The 18,495-nt window shown below is 63.9% G+C and carries 19 protein-coding genes; 8 read left to right on the plus strand and 11 right to left on the minus strand.

Features of this window, described 5'->3' with window-relative positions; translation table 11 throughout:
- Positions 1-9: 9 nt before the first annotated feature.
- Entirely contained in the window at positions 10-1,044 is a 1,035-nt protein-coding gene (gene asd / locus NJU76_RS16120) for an aspartate-semialdehyde dehydrogenase (protein ID WP_254530380.1), read from the minus strand.
- A 364-nt stretch (positions 1,045-1,408) separates the two neighbouring features.
- Between asd and NJU76_RS16125 the strand changes: the two genes are divergently transcribed.
- The gene (locus NJU76_RS16125) at positions 1,409-1,675 is read left to right on the plus strand and encodes a hypothetical protein (protein WP_254532489.1); all 267 of its coding nucleotides are present in this window, start codon (positions 1,409-1,411) and stop codon (positions 1,673-1,675) included.
- Between the two features lie 174 nt (positions 1,676-1,849).
- On the opposite strand, the gene NJU76_RS16130 is transcribed toward NJU76_RS16125, so the two are convergent.
- The 4 genes from NJU76_RS16130 to NJU76_RS16145 all read right to left on the minus strand — a co-directional run bounded on the left by NJU76_RS16130 (position 1,850) and on the right by NJU76_RS16145 (position 5,283).
- Entirely contained in the window at positions 1,850-2,041 is a 192-nt protein-coding gene (locus NJU76_RS16130) for a 30S ribosomal protein S17e (RefSeq protein ID WP_254530381.1), read from the minus strand.
- A 152-nt stretch (positions 2,042-2,193) separates the two neighbouring features.
- Positions 2,194-3,423 carry a cation:proton antiporter gene (locus tag NJU76_RS16135; protein ID WP_345781935.1) on the minus strand — a complete coding sequence of 410 codons (1,230 nt, stop codon included), beginning with the start codon at positions 3,421-3,423 and terminating at the stop codon, positions 2,194-2,196.
- Between the two features lie 352 nt (positions 3,424-3,775).
- Positions 3,776-4,435, minus strand: coding sequence for a DUF447 domain-containing protein (locus NJU76_RS16140; protein ID WP_425604283.1), 660 nt, complete (start codon positions 4,433-4,435; stop codon positions 3,776-3,778).
- Positions 4,432-5,283 (minus strand): triphosphoribosyl-dephospho-CoA synthase, encoded by an 852-nt coding sequence (locus NJU76_RS16145; protein ID WP_254530382.1) that lies wholly within the window; start codon positions 5,281-5,283, stop codon positions 4,432-4,434. The genes NJU76_RS16140 and NJU76_RS16145 overlap by 4 nt, the downstream gene beginning before the upstream one ends.
- Positions 5,284-5,496: 213 nt before the next feature.
- Here NJU76_RS16145 and NJU76_RS16150 point away from each other — a divergent pair, with 213 nt between their 5' ends.
- Positions 5,497-5,841: a cupin domain-containing protein gene (locus NJU76_RS16150; RefSeq protein WP_254530383.1), complete on the plus strand. Its 345-nt coding sequence runs from the start codon at positions 5,497-5,499 to the stop codon at positions 5,839-5,841.
- Between the two features lie 108 nt (positions 5,842-5,949).
- On the opposite strand, the gene NJU76_RS16155 is transcribed toward NJU76_RS16150, so the two are convergent.
- From NJU76_RS16155 to NJU76_RS16175, 5 genes are all read right to left on the minus strand, one after another.
- Positions 5,950-6,387, minus strand: a complete 438-nt coding sequence (locus NJU76_RS16155) for a response regulator (protein WP_254530384.1) — start codon at positions 6,385-6,387, stop codon at positions 5,950-5,952.
- Between the two features lie 100 nt (positions 6,388-6,487).
- Positions 6,488-7,279, minus strand: coding sequence for a tRNA-dihydrouridine synthase (locus NJU76_RS16160; protein ID WP_254530385.1), 792 nt, complete (start codon positions 7,277-7,279; stop codon positions 6,488-6,490).
- Positions 7,280-7,282: 3 nt separating this feature from the next.
- Entirely contained in the window at positions 7,283-8,275 is a 993-nt protein-coding gene (cofD, locus tag NJU76_RS16165) for a 2-phospho-L-lactate transferase (protein ID WP_254530386.1), read from the minus strand.
- A gap of 56 nt (positions 8,276-8,331) precedes the next feature.
- Entirely contained in the window at positions 8,332-8,826 is a 495-nt protein-coding gene (locus NJU76_RS16170; protein WP_254530387.1) for an ester cyclase, read from the minus strand.
- Positions 8,826-10,259, minus strand: a complete 1,434-nt coding sequence (locus tag NJU76_RS16175; RefSeq protein WP_254530388.1) for an FAD-binding oxidoreductase — start codon at positions 10,257-10,259, stop codon at positions 8,826-8,828. The genes NJU76_RS16170 and NJU76_RS16175 overlap by 1 nt, the downstream gene beginning before the upstream one ends.
- A 256-nt stretch (positions 10,260-10,515) precedes the next feature.
- On the opposite strand from NJU76_RS16175, the gene NJU76_RS16180 reads away from it, so the two are divergent.
- The gene (locus tag NJU76_RS16180) at positions 10,516-11,913 is read left to right on the plus strand and encodes an FAD-binding oxidoreductase (protein ID WP_254530389.1); all 1,398 of its coding nucleotides are present in this window, start codon (positions 10,516-10,518) and stop codon (positions 11,911-11,913) included.
- 37 nt (positions 11,914-11,950) lie between these two features.
- On the opposite strand, the gene NJU76_RS16185 is transcribed toward NJU76_RS16180, so the two are convergent.
- Complete coding sequence (locus NJU76_RS16185) at positions 11,951-13,504, minus strand: glutamate-cysteine ligase family protein (protein WP_254530390.1); 1,554 nt, start codon at positions 13,502-13,504, stop codon at positions 11,951-11,953.
- Positions 13,505-13,651: 147 nt separating this feature from the next.
- Between NJU76_RS16185 and ligA the strand changes: the two genes are divergently transcribed.
- The 5 genes from ligA to NJU76_RS16210 all read left to right on the plus strand — a co-directional run bounded on the left by ligA (position 13,652) and on the right by NJU76_RS16210 (position 18,482).
- Positions 13,652-15,385 carry an ATP-dependent DNA ligase LigA gene (gene ligA / locus NJU76_RS16190; protein ID WP_254530391.1) on the plus strand — a complete coding sequence of 578 codons (1,734 nt, stop codon included), beginning with the start codon at positions 13,652-13,654 and terminating at the stop codon, positions 15,383-15,385.
- A gap of 156 nt (positions 15,386-15,541) precedes the next feature.
- On the plus strand, positions 15,542-16,693 hold the full coding sequence (gene hisC, locus NJU76_RS16195; protein ID WP_254530392.1) for a histidinol-phosphate transaminase: 1,152 nt from the start codon (positions 15,542-15,544) through the stop codon (positions 16,691-16,693).
- Positions 16,690-17,235 (plus strand): adenylate kinase family protein, encoded by a 546-nt coding sequence (locus NJU76_RS16200; protein WP_254530393.1) that lies wholly within the window; start codon positions 16,690-16,692, stop codon positions 17,233-17,235. Before hisC ends, NJU76_RS16200 begins: the two co-directional genes overlap by 4 nt.
- Complete coding sequence (locus tag NJU76_RS16205) at positions 17,232-17,846, plus strand: CDP-alcohol phosphatidyltransferase family protein (protein ID WP_254530394.1); 615 nt, start codon at positions 17,232-17,234, stop codon at positions 17,844-17,846. The genes NJU76_RS16200 and NJU76_RS16205 overlap by 4 nt, the downstream gene beginning before the upstream one ends.
- An 87-nt stretch (positions 17,847-17,933) precedes the next feature.
- Positions 17,934-18,482: a multiprotein bridging factor aMBF1 gene (locus NJU76_RS16210; RefSeq protein ID WP_345781936.1), complete on the plus strand. Its 549-nt coding sequence runs from the start codon at positions 17,934-17,936 to the stop codon at positions 18,480-18,482.
- Positions 18,483-18,495 lie beyond the last annotated feature (13 nt).

Genomic DNA, 18,495 nt, shown 5'->3' on the forward strand with positions numbered 1-18,495 from the left:
GTACCGGTTCTAGAGGTATCCGTTCTCGAGGAGCAATTCGCCGTTCAACACGCTCGCGCCGGCGGCACCGCGGATCGTATTGTGTGCGAGACAGTTGTACTGCAGGCCGAACGGCGATTCTTGCAGACCGCCCGCGGAGATGGCCATTCCGTCGCCGAGCGTGCGGTCCATTCGCGGTTGCGGACGATCGGGTTCGTCGAACACGTGGATGAGCGGATCGGGTGATGAACGAAGGTCGAGCGATGGGTACTCGCCCATCGCGGCGGCCGCCTCGTCGGTGGTGAGGTCCTCTGCAGTCTCGACCCAGACGTTCTCGAGGTGACCATCGATCGTCGGAATGCGATTGCACGAGGCCGAGACGGCCATGCTGTTCAGCGACAGCGACGCGCCGTCGAAGTCGCCCAGAAGCTTGCGGGATTCGGTCTCGAGCTTTTCTTCCTCGCTGCCGATGTAGGGGATCGCGTTGTCGATAATTTCCATCGAACTGACGCCGTCGTATCCCGCGCCGGAGACGGCCTGTAGCGTCGAGACATGGACCTTCTCGAGGCCGTAGTCGGCCAGGGCCGCGAGCGTCGGGACGAACGTGATCGTCGAGCAATTGGGGTTTTTGACCATCGCGCCGTCCCAGCCACGGCGATCGCGTTGCACCTCGAGCAGGTCGATGTGGGCTGCGTTCACCTCGGGAATCACGAGGGGGACATCGTCGTCCATTCGACCATTCGAGGAGTTCGAGGAGACGACGTAACCGGCCTCGCAGAACGGCGGTTCGACCTCCGCGCCGATGCTCGAGGGGAGCGACGAGAACAGGAGGTCGATGTCGTCGGGGACCTCCTCGGGGTCGGTCGCCGTAACGGTGGTGTCGGCGACGTCGTCAGGGATCGGGCTGTCGACGCGCCACTTTGCGGCCTGTCGATACGTCTTGCCGGCACTCGATTCACTCGCGGTCAGTGCTGCGATCTCGAAGTCCGGGTGCGGGTCGAGCAATTGAATCAGTCGTTGTCCAACGGCCCCGGTCGCACCGAGAACGCCTACTCGTACTGCCATTTCCGGCCACTCCGAGTTGTGTCCGCAAAACCGTTTGGGTTTTCGGTAGCGTATGTCAAGCGGCGGAATTACAGGGTTTCGAGACGAAGCCCTGTGGATTTATCTGTGGGGGATGTCGGTGGTGAGTGTCTCGGTGCCGGAGTCCCAGCTGACATCCCGATGGCACAGTTGCTGGTAACGCTCCTGGTCGTGGCGTTTCGACGCGTCGACGTATCGGATGCGACGGTCGGTCGTCGATTCTCTGGGTATCGGAGCGCTGTCGATACCAGTTCACTGCGTCCGGATAGAAGATATTAAGAAACGGGAGTGGCACCTAGAAGCCGATGCACTACCGACAGGACCGACTCGAGGCCGCCGAAGAGAGGTGGTCCCGATGACGAGTTCGACCACGAACACGAGCGATCGGGGGCTGTTCGAAACGAATTTCAGTATTGGCGCAGTGGCTGTCGCAGCAGTCGCAGCATTGCTGGCCGTTTTCTTCGCTTGGTTAGGATACACCGACGGGATCGTGCCGGTTATCGGGTATCAGATGAACATCTTGACGGGAATGGTCGGCATGCTGTTCGGAGCGGGTATCGCACTCGTCGCGTTCGTCATTGCCGCCTACATGGAACCCGGATTCGACGAGTGACGACGCGATCCGCAGGTACCGTTCGGAGCTATTTTCAGCACGTCGCTAGTCTAGTATCGGTCGGAGCGCTTCCCGGCACGTTCACTGTCGGTGATAGGACGAGCGATTTCTGCCGACTGAGTGTCGCTGCGGCTCGCAATCGTTCGGGACGACAGTTCGTGAAGAAAAACCGACTTACGCGGGTATTTCGGCGCCTTTCTTTCGGGTCACGTAGCCAGCGATTCGATTTCGGACGCCCTTGGAATCGACGTTCGTGAGTTTCTCGACGCTTTCTTTGTTCTGTTCGAAGTCGGTCGTGAACGCCTCCGGGTACCGCTCCAGGAGGAGGTTCCCGGTCTTCTTGACGTAGGCCGGTTTGATTGCCATGGAGGGATTTCCGTCTAGAGACTCTTATAACGCACCATTTCTACTGATGGGCGCCGACGAGTGGCCGAGCGTTTGCTCGTCGAACGCAGCGGTCGCTGTTCCCGAGACGGTCCGCCCTTCGGAGTAGCGGTTTCTGGATGGCGCCGCGGACATCAGTCGTCGGGTCGGCTGACACCGAGCGCGAGCTCAATTCGTCTCGCGAGACCTGCCTCGAGGACGTCCGACACGAGAATCACGAGAAAGACCGTTCCGAGCAAGAGATCCGCCCCTGCGGGGTCCGACGGTGGAGTCCTCGTCCGCAGGCGAATGGCGAACAGGGTCGCGACCGACGCGGGAACGATCCCGCGGGGACCGACGAAGCTGATGAACATCCGTTCGCGGAACGAAAACCCGCCTCCAGTCGTCGAGACGAAGACGGAAAGCGGTCGGAGCACCAGCATCACGACCCCGACTACCGCGAGTCCGGCGAGCCCCAGCGCGAGGATTTCGGAGAACTCGAGCAGCGCAGCGAGGACGATGAACACGAACGAGAGAACCAGCAGCGTCACGTCTCGATTGAATCGACGGATGCTGTCCCGATGTGGCAACTCGAGGTTTCCGAGCGTGAAGCCTGCGGTGGCTGCGGCCGCAATACCGGCCTCCGAGAACACGGAGTCAGCGATCGCGAACGCCAGGATCGCTCCGGCGAAGGTGAGAAGCCGCGCCGCCTGCGGTACTTCCTGGGCCGGGAGATCGACCTGCGTGAGGAGATACCAGACGACGCCCGCGATCACGAAGCCGGTGACGATCCCCATTCCGAGTCGCTCGATGAACAGGAACACGTACCCCCTCGGCTGGAGTTCGACGGCCGTCATCGCTTTGAAGAGGACGATCGCGAGAATCGCAGCGGTGACGTCGTTGACGATCCCCTCGATCTCGAGGGCGGTTGCGACCTCCTCTCGGACCGAAACGACGGCGAGAATCGGCGTGATGACCGTCGGACCTGTAGCCACGAGTAACGCACCGACGAGGAACGCGATGTCCCAGCTCGCACCGAGCAGGAACCGAACGACCAGGGCCGTTCCGAAGAACGACACGCCCGCACCGATCGTGATCAACCGTCCCACCGCTCTCGGCGCGTTTCGAACGAGATCTAGCTCGAGCCGAAACGAGCCTTCGAAGACGATGAGCGCGACGCTCACTCCGACGATGGTCGAGAGCGCTCCCCCGAACGTATCGGTCGTGATGATGCCGAGACCCTCGGGACCGATCGCGACGCCGGCGCCGATGAGAAACAGGACGCTCGGAACGCGATATTTCGCCGCGAGAAACTGGGCTACAACGCCGAATCCGACGATCGCCGAGATGAGTGCGACGAGTTCGAGGTCGACGTGGATAGACACTCGTTCACCGACCTCCGGGACCGCGACCATCGGCGTGGCGTTCGTCGGACGAATTGACGAGCCCCGGGCGCTGGCTTGATGCATCGACCGCCATCAGACGTTCTTGCACTCCCACGCCCAGTGGTAAAATCTTCGTCCCGTGTCGGCCCAGACTGTTCACCCGCGATGGATCTTTTCTCGTATAGGGAGACGACGGCGATCCGGTCGAGCCGGTCAATGTGTCGCTCGGCCCGCACTGTCGGGACGTGCGAAACTCGGCACGCGGCCTAGACGAGCCGATACGCCTCTCACCCTTCGGATCAATACCGTGCTCCGACGAAACGGGACCGTCGCGGCTCGAGGGAGCCGCGATTCACCACGACGAGTGTTTGCGCACGCGCTCGAGCGCCTCGCGTTCGCGCGACCCGCCGGCGCGGTCGACGACCGAGGCGTAGTACGCGAGCCGGTCCCGGAGTTCGTCCTCGTCGTAGTCGCCGACATCGAGCCGTGACGCGGCGACCGTCGCCTCGACGACGGCCCCGAACCCGCGATCGATCGTCGGGACCGTCTCGCGTTCGATCCGCGACTGGAGGGGCCAAAGCGCCCATTCTTCCCAGTCAGTGCCACCGTCGGTCCCGGTGTCGACCCGTTCGACGGCGACGCGGCACCAGGCGCAGGCGGATTCGAGGACCGGTTCGCTGGATTCGAGGATCGAGAGCGCGGCGTTTGCGAACGTGACTGGATCGTCGACGAACTGGATGTAACACTCGCCCTGTCGGTGGAAGTTTCGGCGGGTTCGTGTGTTGCCCCACGTCCGTGCGGTGACGGGATCACCAGCATGGAGGCCGAGTGCGGCGGCGTTCCACAGCCCGTTGGGACCGAGCGTCGTCACGACCGTTTCGGTGACGCCGGAGAGGGCGACGGGCCACGTGGCGGCTTTCCCCTCGTCATCACCGCCGGTCGATCCGCCCTCGCCGTCGCTGTCACTGCGGCCAGTGCGATCGCTCGACTGCGTGCCCCGGTCGTCGCTCACGGCTCGATCGCCCCGTGTTCGAGCGCGATGAACAGCCCCGCGGCGGTGATGTCCGCCGTCGTCCCCGGATTGATTCCGCGTGCGACGAGGTCGTCCGCGAAGGACTCGACGGCCGCTGGATTCGTCTCGAGTGCATCCTCCTCGATCAGGCCCGCTGCACGGTCGGTCACCGCTTGAGCGGTCGCCCCATCGTGGCGGGTCGTCACGAGCGTGTCGGGCCGCTCGGCGAGCAGCGAGAGGAACACCGCGGCGGTCCGATTCGAGACCGAACCGTCTGTCTCGGCGAGTCGCTCTGCCGCGGCGAACGAGCGGTCGAACCCTCGAACCCACTCGCGAGCGACGTCGTCTCCCGGGACGCTTCGGTCCAGAACGTCATATAGCGTCAGTCCGCGTTCCTCGAGCGCCGGGATCGCATCCTTCCCCCGTCGGACGTCGAGCGCGGCCATTGCTGCCGGCGGGTCGGGGACCGCGACGTCGACGTACTCGAACGCGCGGTAGAACGCCGCTGCGTCGCTGACGGTCGTGTCTCGGACGACGGCCTCCGCAACTGGTTGGGACACCTCCGCACGAGCGGCCCTGACGAGTGGAACGAGGAGCAAGAGCGACCCGAACTGCGTGTTCCCGCCCTTCTGGGCGGACATCCCCTCGACGGCCCGCTCGAACGCAGGGCCGATCGCCGCCCCGTTAGCCGCTAACTCGAGTCCGTCGCGCGCCCCCACCGCCCCCGCGAGAAAGTGGTCAAACCGCAGGTCCGGTAGGTCGCGATGGCGGTCGACGTTGCCAGGCTTCGGCGTTCCCGCCACCTCGAGGAGGAGTGCCAGTTCCGCGTTCGCTTCCGGCGATCGCATACGTCTCGCTGCGTGCCGGGGTGGCTTAGGGGTAGGGGTTGGCGGTCGTCGCGATCGGAACCCGACCGCCGACGGTCGGCCGTCGCCGCTCCGCGGACAATCGTCGGTGAGCAGCAGTCGGTACTCACTGGTCGGCGGTTCGCCACAGGCCGTGGGACGGCGATCGAGTTCGCCATCCCGTCGATTTAATATCTCAACCGAACACCATCCAGTATGGGCTACGATACCGCAGCCAAAACCGACCCCGAATCCGTCGTCCCGGAGGAATGGGGCGGCATGTGGTTCCTCAAGGAAGAACTCGAGACGACTGACCTCGGCGTCTCAGTGCTCGAACTCGAACCCGAAGGGAAGGGAAAAGAACACGACGAGACCCACACCGGTCAAGAGGAGGTGTACTTCGTCGTCGCGGGTACGGTCGATATCGAACTGCCCGATTCGGACGAGACGGTGACGCTCGAGGCGGACGACGCGATCCGGCTCGATTCCGAGGAGACGCGCCAGATACGCAACCGTGGGGACGAGCGGGCAAAGCTCGTGTTGGTCGGCGCACCGCTGTAGCTGACCGGGCCCGTCCGATTTCGGGGGGTTGCAGGGACGGGTTCCTGTTCCACGAGGGGATCCCGAACGAGTCGAATTACCCGGTGTGCAGTCGGGCCCATCGGACGGTCAGTTGTCCGCCGATTCCCCTTGAACGATCGTGAGCCAAAACTCCTCGATTTCCTGGACGAATTCGAGGAAATCTTTGGGGTCGACCGGCTTCCGGCTGTAATAATCGGCGTCGATGCCGTGTGACTTGACGATTTCTTCTCCCACGTCAGAACTCGTGAGGACGACGACGGGAAGGTCCTGAAACGCCGGCTCGTTTTTCAGTTCGGAAAGCACTTCGATGCCGCTTTTTCCGGGTAGCTGAGGTTCGAGTAGAACGAGATCTGGATCGACAGCGTCCTCGTAGTCTCCGCGTTGATACACGAAATCGAGTGCCGCGTCCCCGTCGGAGACGGTGGCGATGCTATTCGTGAGGTTTGCTTCGTCGAACGATTCCGTAAAGAGGCGTGTATCCCCGGGGTTTGGTTCCACCAACAGGATGTCGATCGGATCGTTCATAGGAACTATAGTCCAGTAATTTGGCTGTGAGGGACCAATACGATAAAACGATCGGTTCCGGCGGTCGAGGATACGATTCTCTCGAGATGCTTGGAAGCCGCTACCGAATTCGCGCGTCCGATGAGCGGGGGTATCGAGCCGTCTCGAGGTCGCCCAGTCGATCGACCGCGGCGGCGACTCGCTCGAGGACCGCGGGGTTGTCGCTCGGACGACCGACGCTGACTGCGTCGGCACCGTACTCGAGATACTCGCGAACGGTGTTCTCGTCGCGAACGCCGTTGTTGGCGATGACGAAGAGGTCGGTCGCCTCGACTACTTCGGCGATCACCGACTCGGTATCCATCGCATCGACGTGGACGAAGTCGGCACCCGCGGCTTCGAGGTCTCGAGTGAGCGTCGCCAGGTCGACGCCCGGCACTTCCGCACGGACCTTGACGCCGACCGTAACGCCAGTGTCGGCCGCCCGGTCGACGTAGTCTGCGAGACGAGCGTCGTCCCTCAGGAGCGCCTCGCCGCAGCCGACGGTACAGAGTTCGTTCTGCCGGCAGTGGGCGTTGATCTCGAGATAGGCATCGTAGTCCCGGCAGATGCGGGCAGCGTCGGCGATCGGATCGATGGTCGCGCTCCGGACGTTGAACGCCGGCTGAATCGGAACGTCTGCCAGCGCCGCGAACTGGCGATCGAGAAAGGGGATCGGGTCGGCCGGGAGGAACTCGGTTCTGTCACGTTCGACGAGTCGGCGTGCTGCCGCCCTGGAATCCGCGTCGAGGGCGATCCCCCCGAGGAACGCGGCACCCGCGTACTCCGCCCCGGCCCGCGCCCAATCGGCGTCCGCTTCGCCACTGAGGCTCGCGAGGGCGAGCGCCGGTGTAAACGACACTGATCCGGGCATCGTTCAGCGGACGCGCTCGATCGCGTTCCTGATCGCGCGTATCACGCGGTTAGCGTCTTCGCGTGAGTTAATTTCGATATTAGTTCGGATCGTCGGCCGGTTGAAGTTGGCGTCGTCGGTCGTGTCGATCACGAATGCGTCAGCGAATGGGTACGCGGTGGCCAGTCCCTCGGTGCTCGGGTCGGCGTTGACGGCTTCCATGAGGCTCTCCGCGGGTCCTGAGAAGGCGCTGTCGCCGAGGAACGGCGAGACGGCAACGACGGTCGTTTGGGCGAGTGCGTTCGCCACGCCCGGCAGCGCGAGAATCGGCCCGATACTGGTGACCGGGTTCGAGGGGCCGATGACGACGGTGTCCTGGAGGGCGTCGAGGACGCCCGGTGCGGGCTCGGCCTTCGATGAACCGCGGAATTCGACGGTGTTGACGGTCGGTTCGCCGTTATGTGCGACCCAGTATTCCTGAAAGTGCATGAGTCCCCGATCCGTGTGGACGAGGCTGGCGACGGGATCGTTGCTCATCGGAAGCAAGTCGATCGTCAGCCCGAAGGCGCCGGCCAGTTGCTGAGTCACCTCGCTAAGCGTCTGGCCCTCGTCGAGGAGACTCGTTCGTGAGATGTGGATCGCTCGGTCGCGGTCCCCGATCGTCATGAACTCCGCGACCCCGGAGAACCGCCGCCAGTTTGCGATTTGCCGACCGTCGGTCTGCTTCTCTTTGGGGAGGTATTTCGGCCCCTTCGAGAGCCCCGCGGACTCTGCGATGTCCATCAGCGCCGAGTTGGTTCGGTGCGTGTCACCGTCGATTCCCCACCACGTCTCGCGATCGAGAACACCACCACCCTGGAACAGCAGCGTATCGACGTCCGGCGAGACAATGAGTCCGCCGAGTTCGACGTCGTCGCCCGTATTGGCGATGACCGTGGTTTCCTCCGGCGAGAACGCGGCGGCTACACCGTCGAGTAGCTTCGGCGTCCCAGTTCCCCCGGAGAGGAAGGTTACCATACGCACAACTCTCGAGCGGGGCTACTTAATCGCTTTCGGCCGCGTGGAACTTGGTGTCACGAGTCTGATTGGTCTGCGACGACTCGTCGAGCACCGAGCTGTGAGCGGAGTCCGTCTACGTCGTCGAGCGCCCATGCTTCCGATAGCTGGGCGCCCTCGACACTGAAAACGACAATTCCGGCCGTTTCGACTTCGATCCCCGTCGCTGGAACGCCGAAAACCGTTGCCCGGTGGGTCCCCGAAAATCGGTATCGCACGACGACCCGGTCGGCCGTCGCGATCACGTCCTCGATCTCGTTTTGCAGGTCCGGAAACGCCTCGTACCAGTCGGCCCATGCCGTCCGCAGTTCGTCGACCGTATACACGTCGTCCGTTCCGTGGTGGAGTACGTAGTCGTCACTCACCGCGTCAGTGTCGAACGCCTCGAGGTCGCCGCCGTTCCAGACGGCCGCGAAGTAGTCCCGAACGAGTCGCTCGTTGCGGGTCTCGACCGCTGACGTCTCTGGATCCGCGGCGGTTTCAGCGGTCTCGGTCGACGAGGGTTGGTCCATCAGTCGGCCCCGGATCGTGGCGGAACGTTAGCATTCGTCTGGAACAGGTTCTCCGGGTCGTACTTCGTTTTGACCTCGACCAGCCGGTCGTAGTTGTCGCCGTAGAGCAGTTTCACGGGGTCTTCGTTCAGCCCCGGGAAGTTGCCGTAGCGGCCAGAGGCGACCGGCAGCGCCTGAACGTCGGCGAACACCTCGCGGGCCCAGTTCACGTTCGCGTCGTCGTCATCGGGCTCCTCCCAGTTCGCCTCGACGGTGAGCATGTACGGCTGGTCCCGGTGCCAATACGCGGTCGAGTCCTGCGGAACGTCGGCGACCGCGTCACCGAGGTGCCAGCAGTCGATCGTCGACAGTGCTGACGGGGTCGAGTCGTTGTACCGAACCATGAGGTCGAAGACCTCGTCGGTGAGTTCGTCGAGGAAGATCGACTTCCAGTAGTACCGCAGTCCGTCCGGGTAGTCCTCGTCGAGCATCGACTGGAGGTCGACGTAGGCCATCGGCCCGCTCATGTCGGCGATAGGCGTCGCGACCGCACGAAGCGATTCGAAGACCTCGCCGTCGGTAGCCGACTCGCCGCGGGCGGAACCGAGGAACGCGATCGCCGGTTCGTCCCACGTCTCCTCGGGGAACTCCTCGAGTTCGGGGACGTGGGCGGTGAACGCGAGGACGCCCGCGTCTCGCGGCGCGGTCTCGGTCCACTGCCGGAAGGCCGCCAGCGCCACGTCAGCGTCGTCGGCGTGGAACCAGGTGAAGAACGCGTACACCTGGGGGCCCACCGCGTGGAGGGCGTACTCGAAGCCGGTGACGACACCGAAGTTGCCGCCCCCGCCGCGGACCGCCCAGAACAGGTCCTCGTTCCGCGCTTCGCTGGCGGTGCGTATCTTCCCGTCTGCCGTCACGATGTCGACGCTGATCAAATTGTCCAGCGCCAGTCCGTACTCTCGGCTCAGGTGCCCGTAGCCGCCATTGAGTGTCAGTCCGGCGATCCCCGTCTGCGACACTGCCCCGAGGGCCGTCGCCAGCCCGAACAACTGCGTTTCACGGTCGACGTCGCCCAGCGTCGCACCACCTTCGGCGTAGACGGTCCCTGCCTCGCGGTTGACTCGGACGCCATTCATCTCCGTGAGATCGATCACGATCCCGCCGTCGCAGACGGCCGTCCCGGCCACGTTGTGCCCGCCACCCCGCACGGCGAGCGGCAGGTCGTGTTCGCGGGCGAAGGTCACCGCCGCGACGACGTCGGCGACGCCGGCACAGCGCGCGACGAGCGCCGGATACCGGTCGATCATACCGTTCCAGATCGCTCGAGCGGCGTCGTACTCCTCGTCGGATGGAGATACCACGTCGCCGCGAAATTTGGCGACGAAGGACCGAACGTCATCGCTCGGCAGGTCGTGGAACGCCGCTTCGCTTTCTTGTCGGTGTACTGTTCCCATACCCCACGGTAGGCACTCGGTGGGGATAAAATAGTAGTCTATCTAACACGATGATCAACCGGATAGATATGTCCGATACCGCGCCAGTCGTTCGTATTACGACAGCGGCAAATGGCCGGGGGACGCATCAGTTCTGTCCGGTTGAGCCATGCACTGACGCGCCAGTTCTCGAGTCTCTCTCGTCCGCCAGAGCTACTATAATTGTTAATTATGTGAAAATATAAGCTCGAGCGAGGCGTAGGAATTGTGAAGGACAATGTCAGTGACTACTACACCAGTAGACGACGGTGCAATTGACGGTCTCGGCGAGGGACTCCATGGCGAGTTACTTCGCCCGGGTGATCTCGGTTACGACGACGCCCGAGCGATCTGGAACGGCATGATCGACCGACGACCGGCGCTCATCGTGCGAGCGATGGGTGTTTCGGACGTGATCGCGGCGGTGACCTTCGCCCGCGAGCACGACATGTTGCTCGCGATCCGCGGCGCTGGACACAACATCGCGGGGAACGCGGTCTGCGACGACGGGCTGATGCTCGATCTCTCGGCGATGCGGTCGGTCCGCGTCGATCCGGAGGAACGGACGGCTCGCGTCGAGCCGGGAGCGACCCTCGCGGACTTCGACCACGAGGCGCAGGCTTTCGGGCTGGCGACGCCGCTCGGGATCAACTCGACGACCGGCGTCGCGGGGCTCACGCTCGGTGGCGGGTTCGGCTGGATCACTCGCAAGTACGGATTGACCGTGGATAACCTGCGCTCCGTCGACATCGTCACCGCGAACGGCGAACTGCGACACGCGAGCGAGGACGAGAACCCCGATCTCTTCTGGGCGGTCCGCGGCGGGGGCGGCAACTTCGGCGTCGTCACGTCGTTCGAGTTCGGCCTCTACGAGGTCGGTCCCGAGGTGCTCGCGGGGATGGTCGTCTATCGTGGCGCGGACGCGCCGGCCGTCCTCCGGCACGTGCGAGACTTCAACGAGACTGCACCGGACGAGTCGACCGTCTGGGTCGTCTTACGCAAGGCACCGCCCCTCCCGTTCCTTCCCGAATCCATCCACGGTGAAGACGTGATCGTCGTGGTCCCGTTCTACGCCGGGGACATCGCCGAAGGCGAAGAGGTGCTTGCTCCGATTCGGGAATACGGCGTGCCGATCGCCGATACCGTCAGTCCGCGCCAGTACACGGCGTTCCAGCAAGCGTTCGATCCGCTCCTCACCGAGGGCGCCCGGAACTACTGGAAGTCACACAACTTCCGTGCAATCTCGGACGACGCCATCGATACCGTGGTCGAATACGCGCGGAACCTCCCGTCCCCGCTGTCCGAAATCTTCTTCGGACAGCTCGGCGGCGCGATGGGACGGGTCCCGGCGGACGCGACGTCGTTCCCGCATCGCGACGCGGAATACGGCATGAACGTCCACACGCGCTGGGAGGATCCGGCGATGGACGACGAGTGTATGACCTGGTCTCGGGAGTTCTTCGACGCGATGGCCCCGTACGCGACCGGCGGCGTCTACGTGAACTTCATCAGCGAACGCGAGGGTGAAGAGACCCTCGCCTACGGGGAGAACTACGATCGGCTGGTCGAGGTCAAGACGAAGTACGATCCGGAGAACCTGTTCCGGATGAACCAGAACGTCGAACCAGCCCGCTAATCCCCTTTTTCGACCGCTACCGCCCGTGTTCGAACTGCTACTCACCGATCCAGCCGGCGAAACTCCCCTCGAGCAACGTTTCTGCCTGCCGAGCGACGTACTCCTGTTGCATTCGCTCGACCGCACCGGAGAACTGTGCGCCGTTCTCGAGTTCCGCCTTCACCTGTTTTCGCTTCCAGCCGGCCGGCGTCACACCCTGGCGGACCCGTCGCCGAAGCGGATAGAGGTACTTCGCAGCGTCTTCTTCACACAGCCCGCGGTTCGTTAGTCCGTCCTCCGCGTGGGCCAGCAGGTCCTCGTAGAGCGCGAGTCCGTCGGTCGTCTCCGCGCCGTCGTTGGTGATCCAGGTCAGGTCGGCCTCGAGGCCGTCCGTCATCGCGCCGTAGAAGTTCTCTCTGGCTATCTGCCAGTCGAGTTCGAGGACGGGATGCTCGAGGCGGGTCAGACTCTCCATCAGGCCGGCGAAGGCGGCGAGAAAGGCGACGGAATCCCGAACCGTCGGCTGGGCGGGGATCGGTCGAAACTCGATGCGAGCGTTGGCAGCCGACCGCGTCGGGCCGCCGAAGACCGGGCGAACCCACCGCCAGTAGGTGCCGTGTTTGCGGCTGAAGTGTGGGAACTGGTCGTCGAAGCGCTCACCGGACTCGACCGACATCGGCACGATGGTTTCGTCGGCGGCGATTCGGTCGATTGCATCGTCGACCGTCTCCAAATCGTACGGGAATCGGACCTTCCCGTCGCCAGTCGTGGGATCGTTCAGGACGGTTTCGAAGACGCTGATTCGATGTTCCATCCAGCCGTCACGAAGAATATCGTCGGCTGACGCGTCTTCGTCGTAGAGATCCGGAGGGAAGAACGGGGAGTTGACGCCGAGCGCGAGGAGCGGACCCGCGATTCGGAGCGCGTAGTTGAAGTACGTCGAGAGGTCGGGCGCGTGGGGGACCTGATAGTGCGGTTGGATCGACGTGATGAGGCTCTCCGGCATGACGGTGTCGGCCTGGACGGAGACGTGGGGCGCTTCGATGTGCATCCCCGCGGAATCGGCTTGTTCCGTGTTGGCCATCGCGTGATAGCGCGCGGAATCGCTCATGTTCGTCGCAATTCGGATCGCGCGTGCGGTTCCGTCGGCCGCAAGCGCGGTTCGTTCGACGCTGTCGGTGAGATAGGTGCCCGCCGTCTCGCCCTCGGGCGGAATCGTCCACATCGCGTCGCTGACGAGTCGCATCCGCTCGGACTTCGTTACGTCGAGCGCGGCCTGCAGGCGCGCTTTCACCTCCGACTCCTGAGCGGCCAGCCCGGGGGCGTTCAGCGGCTGCGGACTGGTCGTCATTTCCGCGTTGTGCAATCCGAGTTCCTTCTCGAAGCCGATCAGCTCGAGCAGCCGTCGTGGAACCCGCCGCAACGTGCAGTCGTCTGCTTTGATGGCGTAGAATTCGTACTCGAGGCCGACGATTGCCTGCGGGTTGTCGAACACCCCCTCTTCGACGGCGTCTTTGATCACCTCGGCGTCCGCCTTTGCACGCTCGCGAAAGCCGACGGCATCGACGGACAGCACGTCAGCGACCCGTTCGGCGAGTTCCTCCTCTGGCATACCTTCCAGTGGGAACGCGAGCGCCTTTAAACACGGCCTTCCATCGTCGTCGGAGGATCACGAATGCGCCACCGATCGTTCGTCTCTCGACCGTATCCTCGTTCGCGTCTCCGAATCGTTTTAGCTCCGAGATGAGAGACACCCTCTATGGAGTTCGCCACGTTCGCCGACCGCGCCGGGACGATCGAGGCCGAGTCCGCGGATCTCGAGATCGTCGCTCACGTCCGAGAGCTGCTGGCTGGTGCCGGCGGTGACCTCGAGGTGGTCACGCGTTTCGCCCAGGGACGGGTATTCGCAGCCTGGGACTCGACGACGCTCGACGTCGGACCGAGCGCGTGTTACGAGGCGATCGCCCGCGCGGCCGGGACCAACGTGGATGCCGAGGACGTCGAGGACAAGCTCGCGTCGGTCGGCGAAATCGGGGCCGTGGCGGCCAGCTACGATTTCAGCGGCCAACGTGGGCTTGGCGCGTTTACGAGCGCTGGTGACGACCAGACCGGGAGCGGCGGCGACCTCTCCGTCCGCGAGGTCGCCGACACGCTCAAGGCTCTCGCGGCCGCCGAGGGCTCGGGCAGTCAGGACCGCAAAGTCGACCTTCTCTTCGGGCTGTTCAACCGGTGCTCGAGCGAGGAAGCCCGCTACCTCGCCCGGCTCGTCCTCTCCGAGATGCGCATCGGTGTCGGCGAGGGAACGGTCCGAGATGCGATCGCCGATGCGTTCGTCGTGCCCAGGGATCGGGTCGAGCGTGCCCTGCAGGTTTCGAACGATTACGGGAACGTCGCCCGGATCGCGAGGGACGACGGCCTCGAGGGACTGGACGCGATGGCCCTCGAGGTGGGCCGCCCCGTCCAGGCGATGCTCGCTCAGGCGGGGACGGTGACGGATGCACTGGGGGAGTGGGACGAAGCTGGCGTCGAATGGAAATACGATGGGGCACGGATCCAACTGCATTACGAACCGGCCGACGCTGACGGGCCCAGCGAGTCCGGCGAAACCAGGGTCTTTTCGAGAAATATGGAGGACGTCACCGATGCCCTTCCCGAAGTGGTCGAGTTCGCCCAGGAGACGCTCGCGGTACCCGCAATCCTCGACGGCGAGGTCGTCGCAGTCGACGACGACGGGACGCCGCTCCCGTTTCAGGCGGTTCTGAGGCGCTTCCGTCGGAAACACGACGTCGCGAAAGCGCGCGAGGACGTCACCGTTCGGCCGGTCTTTTTCGATTGCCTGCACGTCGACGGTGTAGACCTGCTCGAGGAACCGTTGACGACGCGCCACGAACGCCTCCGGTCGGTGCTGGTCGATTGGGAGGCTGATACGGATCGTATCGGGGACGACGAAATCGAGGGGCTCTCGCTCCTCTGGGAGACCGCCGATCCCGACGAAATCGAGTCGATCGACGCTGAGGCGCTCGAAGCGGGTCACGAGGGCATCATGCTGAAAGACCCCGAGTCGATGTACACGCCGGGTCGCCGGGGCAAGAACTGGCGCAAGCGCAAACCCGACGTCGAGACGCTGGATTGCGTTGTGACTGGTGCCGAGTGGGGCGAGGGACGGCGGGCGACGTTCCTCGGGACCTTCGAACTCTCCGTGCGTGCAGGCGATGCCCTCGAGACGGTCGGCAAGGTCGCGACCGGCATCACCGACGAGAAACTCGCCGAATTGACCGACCTGCTCGACCCCCATATCGTTGCGGAGGAGGGTCAGGAGGTGGACTTAGAACCCGCCGTCGTCTTCGAGGTCGGCTACGAGGAGATTCAAACATCGCCGACCTATTCGTCGGGCTACGCGCTTCGGTTCCCTCGGTTCGTCGGCGTCCGGCCCGACAAGGACCCCGGCGATGCGGACACGCTCGAGCAACTCGAGCGACTCCGAAAGCAGTGACTGTGGACCGCGGTTCGATCGACTGACGTCCGAAACCGTATAGGCTCGACAGCGAGCAGGAGGTTCTTCCCGCCCACCCGACTGAACGGGCGGGCGCTCGTACGCGACCGACCACATGTAAGCACCCTTAAGAGCCACGGGAAACAGAATTCGCGTATGCAACCGCGCGACCTGTCCGATCACGTCGCCTACGAGGCGGGTCGAGGAATCGAGGAAGTCGCCCGCGAACTCGGGCGTGACCCCTCCGAATTCGTCAAACTCGCTTCGAACGAGAATCCGCACGGTCCCTCGCCGGCAGCAGCCGTCGCTATCCGCGAGACAGCCTCGAGCGTCAGTTCCTATCCGAAGGCCGCCCACGCAGACCTCACCGCGGCCGTCGCCGATCGCTGGGATGTCGCCGACGCACAGGTCTGGCTGGCAAACGGTGGCGACGGTGCGATCGACTACCTCCATCGGGCGACCGTAGAGCCGTGTGACGACGTCCTCGTTCCCACACCTGGCTTCGCCTACTACGGGATGAGTTCGCGCTTCCACCACAGCGACGTACGCGAGTACGACCTCTCTCGGGCCCACGATTTCGAACAAGACGCAGACACCGTCCTCGAAGCCTACGACGACGAACGGATCGTCTGGCTCACCAGCCCGCACAACCCGACCGGATCGACCATCGCACTCGAGCAAATCGACCGACTCGCCGACGAGACCCACGAGGAAACGTTGATCGTCGTCGACGAGGCGTACGGTGAGTTCGCCGATCGGGATAGCGCCGTTACCCTCATCCAGGGTCGGAACGGATACGACGCCCGGACCGACGTTGCCGTATTACGCACGTTCTCGAAGGCGTACGGGCTGGCCGGCGTCCGACTCGGATACGCCGTCGTTCCCGACGCGTGGGCGGACGCCTACGCACGTGTGAACACGCCATTTGCAGCGAGCGAACTCGCGTGCCGGGCCGGTCTCGGCGCTATCGAAGACGAAGAACACGTCGTGCGGACGGTCGAAACGACCCACGAGTCCCGCGAGTACATGCGCGAGAACATCGATGCCCACGTCTGGAAGAGCGAGGGGAATTTCGTCCTCGTCGATGTCGGTGACGCCTCGACTGTGGCCGAAACGATGCAAGAGCGAGGTGTCATCGTTCGAGACTGTTCGAGCTTCGGCCTTCCTGGGTGTATCCGCATCACCTGCGGCACGGAGACCGAAACCGAGCAAGCCGTCGAGACACTCAACGACGCCCTCATCGATCTCGAACTCGGGACGGATAGCGCCGACGAACCGGACACGGGTCCGGAGGTGGCAGACCCATGAGAATCGCAGTCACTGGTACTCCCGGAACCGGGAAAACGACCGCGACGAACCTGTTCGCGTCCAGACGAGCTGAAGCTGATCGCGACGAGGCCCGTCCCGGTCTCGAGGTAATTCACCTCAACAGCGTCCTCGAGGACGAAGCGTTCTACACGGACATCGACGCCGACCGCGACAGCGTGGTTGCCGACCTCGAGGCACTCGGGGAGTGGCTCGAGGGCCGTGACGACGTCGTGATCGAATCTCACCTCGCCCATCACTTCGACGCTGATCGAGTTGCCGTCCTCCGGTGTCACCCAGAAACGCTCGCGGATCGATTGCTCGAGCGCGGCGAGAGCGAGCGCAAGGCCCGAGAGAACGCTGAAAGCGAGGCGCTCGACGTCATCCTGTCGGAAGCGGTCGCCGAACACGACCGCGCATCGGTCTTCGAAATCGATACGACCGACCGTGATCCCGAGGGCGTCGCCGACGATCTCGCAGCCGTCGCGGCGGGGACGCGTGAACCGAGCGCCGGCGATGTCGACTTCGTGGGGTATCTGACATGACGCTAGACAAGTTCCGTCCCTACGTATCGCGGTTTCTCGATCCGTTCGTTGCCGGGTTCGACCGGGTCGGAATGACGCCGAACGGCGTGAGCGTGATCGCGTTCGGGATGGCCGTCCTGGCCGCGGCGGCCTTCGCCCTCGGTGGGCGCGGAGAGCCGATGTGGTACGCCGTTGCGGCGGCGCTGGTCTTTTGCAACGGCTGGCTCGACATCGTCGACGGCGCACTTGCGCGCGAACAGGAGGCCGCCTCGGCGGGCGGTGATCTGCTCGATCACGTCCTCGACCGGTACGCGGACATCGTCGTCATCGCCGGACTCGCGGCGGGACTCGAGGACTACCTGCTCGGCTTCGTCGCCGTAACCGGCGTCGTGATGACCTCGTATCTCGGAACACAAGCGCAGGCGGTCGGTCTCGACCGAGTTTACGGCGGACTCGTCGGTCGTGCGGACCGACTGGCGATCATCGGACTCGTCGGCTTTCTCGCGTATCCGCTCGCTGGGACGACTCTCGGCGGGTTTTCGATCGTGGGCTGGCTCCTGATTTTCCTCGCGGTCGTCGGCCATGCGACCGCGATCCAGCGGTTTTACTACTCCTGGGCCGCACTCGAGTAATCGCACGCTTCGTCGACGAACCCCCCGCTCTCTCCGATTCGCGACCGCGCCGTATGCTTTATCCCTTGCCACGATATAGGGTTTCACATGGTTCAGTGCGAGATGTGTGGGGCCGAGACGTCGTCCCCGAAGACCATCAAAGTCGAGGGCGCGAAGCTAGACGTATGTTCGAACTGTACCGACTTCGGAACCGAGGTGAAACAGCCCTCGAGTTCGAGTGCATCGACGAAGTACTCGACAGACTCACGTTCGTCGTCCTCGAGCGATGGCACTCAGTCCGCCGGCTCGAGTACCGGATCGTCGAGTTCGAGTAGCTCGAGCCAGCGCCGTCGGAGGGACATGTTCGACGACATGGAAGAACTCGCGACTGACTACGACGACCGGGTCCGCAACGCGCGCGAGGGCAAGGGGCTCAGTCAATCCGATCTCGCAAACGAACTCAACGAGAAGGCAAGCCTGATCCGCAAAATCGAGCGCGGTGATACGCTTCCGAGCGACCGCGTGCAGTCGAAACTCGAGAACTATCTCGATATCGATCTGAACGCGGAGGGAAGTTCGGGCGGAGACTCGGAGTGGTCCGGCGGTTCCTCGACGGGGAGTTATACCCTCGGTGACGTCGTCAAACGCAAGGACTGACTCGCCGTGGACG

This window comes from Natrinema gelatinilyticum (assembly GCF_024266705.1).
Taxonomy (GTDB): Archaea; Halobacteriota; Halobacteria; order Halobacteriales; family Natrialbaceae; genus Natrinema; species Natrinema gelatinilyticum.

What these genes read in the sequence shown, in the direction of transcription:
- asd (WP_254530380.1), bottom strand. Translation starts at nt 1,044, where the DNA reads ATGGCAGTACGAGTAGGCGTTCTCGGTGCGACCGGGGCCGTTGGACAA.
- NJU76_RS16130 (WP_254530381.1), bottom strand. Translation starts at nt 2,041, where the DNA reads ATGGCAATCAAACCGGCCTACGTCAAGAAGACCGGGAACCTCCTCCTG.
- NJU76_RS16145 (WP_254530382.1), bottom strand. Translation starts at nt 5,283, where the DNA reads ATGCGATCGCCGGAAGCGAACGCGGAACTGGCACTCCTCCTCGAGGTG.
- NJU76_RS16150 (WP_254530383.1), top strand. Translation starts at nt 5,497, where the DNA reads ATGGGCTACGATACCGCAGCCAAAACCGACCCCGAATCCGTCGTCCCG.
- NJU76_RS16155 (WP_254530384.1), bottom strand. Translation starts at nt 6,387, where the DNA reads ATGAACGATCCGATCGACATCCTGTTGGTGGAACCAAACCCCGGGGAT.
- NJU76_RS16160 (WP_254530385.1), bottom strand. Translation starts at nt 7,279, where the DNA reads ATGCCCGGATCAGTGTCGTTTACACCGGCGCTCGCCCTCGCGAGCCTC.
- cofD (WP_254530386.1), bottom strand. Translation starts at nt 8,275, where the DNA reads ATGGTAACCTTCCTCTCCGGGGGAACTGGGACGCCGAAGCTACTCGAC.
- NJU76_RS16170 (WP_254530387.1), bottom strand. Translation starts at nt 8,826, where the DNA reads ATGGACCAACCCTCGTCGACCGAGACCGCTGAAACCGCCGCGGATCCA.
- NJU76_RS16175 (WP_254530388.1), bottom strand. Translation starts at nt 10,259, where the DNA reads ATGGGAACAGTACACCGACAAGAAAGCGAAGCGGCGTTCCACGACCTG.
- NJU76_RS16180 (WP_254530389.1), top strand. Translation starts at nt 10,516, where the DNA reads ATGTCAGTGACTACTACACCAGTAGACGACGGTGCAATTGACGGTCTC.
- NJU76_RS16185 (WP_254530390.1), bottom strand. Translation starts at nt 13,504, where the DNA reads ATGCCAGAGGAGGAACTCGCCGAACGGGTCGCTGACGTGCTGTCCGTC.
- ligA (WP_254530391.1), top strand. Translation starts at nt 13,652, where the DNA reads ATGGAGTTCGCCACGTTCGCCGACCGCGCCGGGACGATCGAGGCCGAG.
- hisC (WP_254530392.1), top strand. Translation starts at nt 15,542, where the DNA reads ATGCAACCGCGCGACCTGTCCGATCACGTCGCCTACGAGGCGGGTCGA.
- NJU76_RS16200 (WP_254530393.1), top strand. Translation starts at nt 16,690, where the DNA reads ATGAGAATCGCAGTCACTGGTACTCCCGGAACCGGGAAAACGACCGCG.
- NJU76_RS16205 (WP_254530394.1), top strand. Translation starts at nt 17,232, where the DNA reads ATGACGCTAGACAAGTTCCGTCCCTACGTATCGCGGTTTCTCGATCCG.
- NJU76_RS16210 (WP_345781936.1), top strand. Translation starts at nt 17,934, where the DNA reads ATGGTTCAGTGCGAGATGTGTGGGGCCGAGACGTCGTCCCCGAAGACC.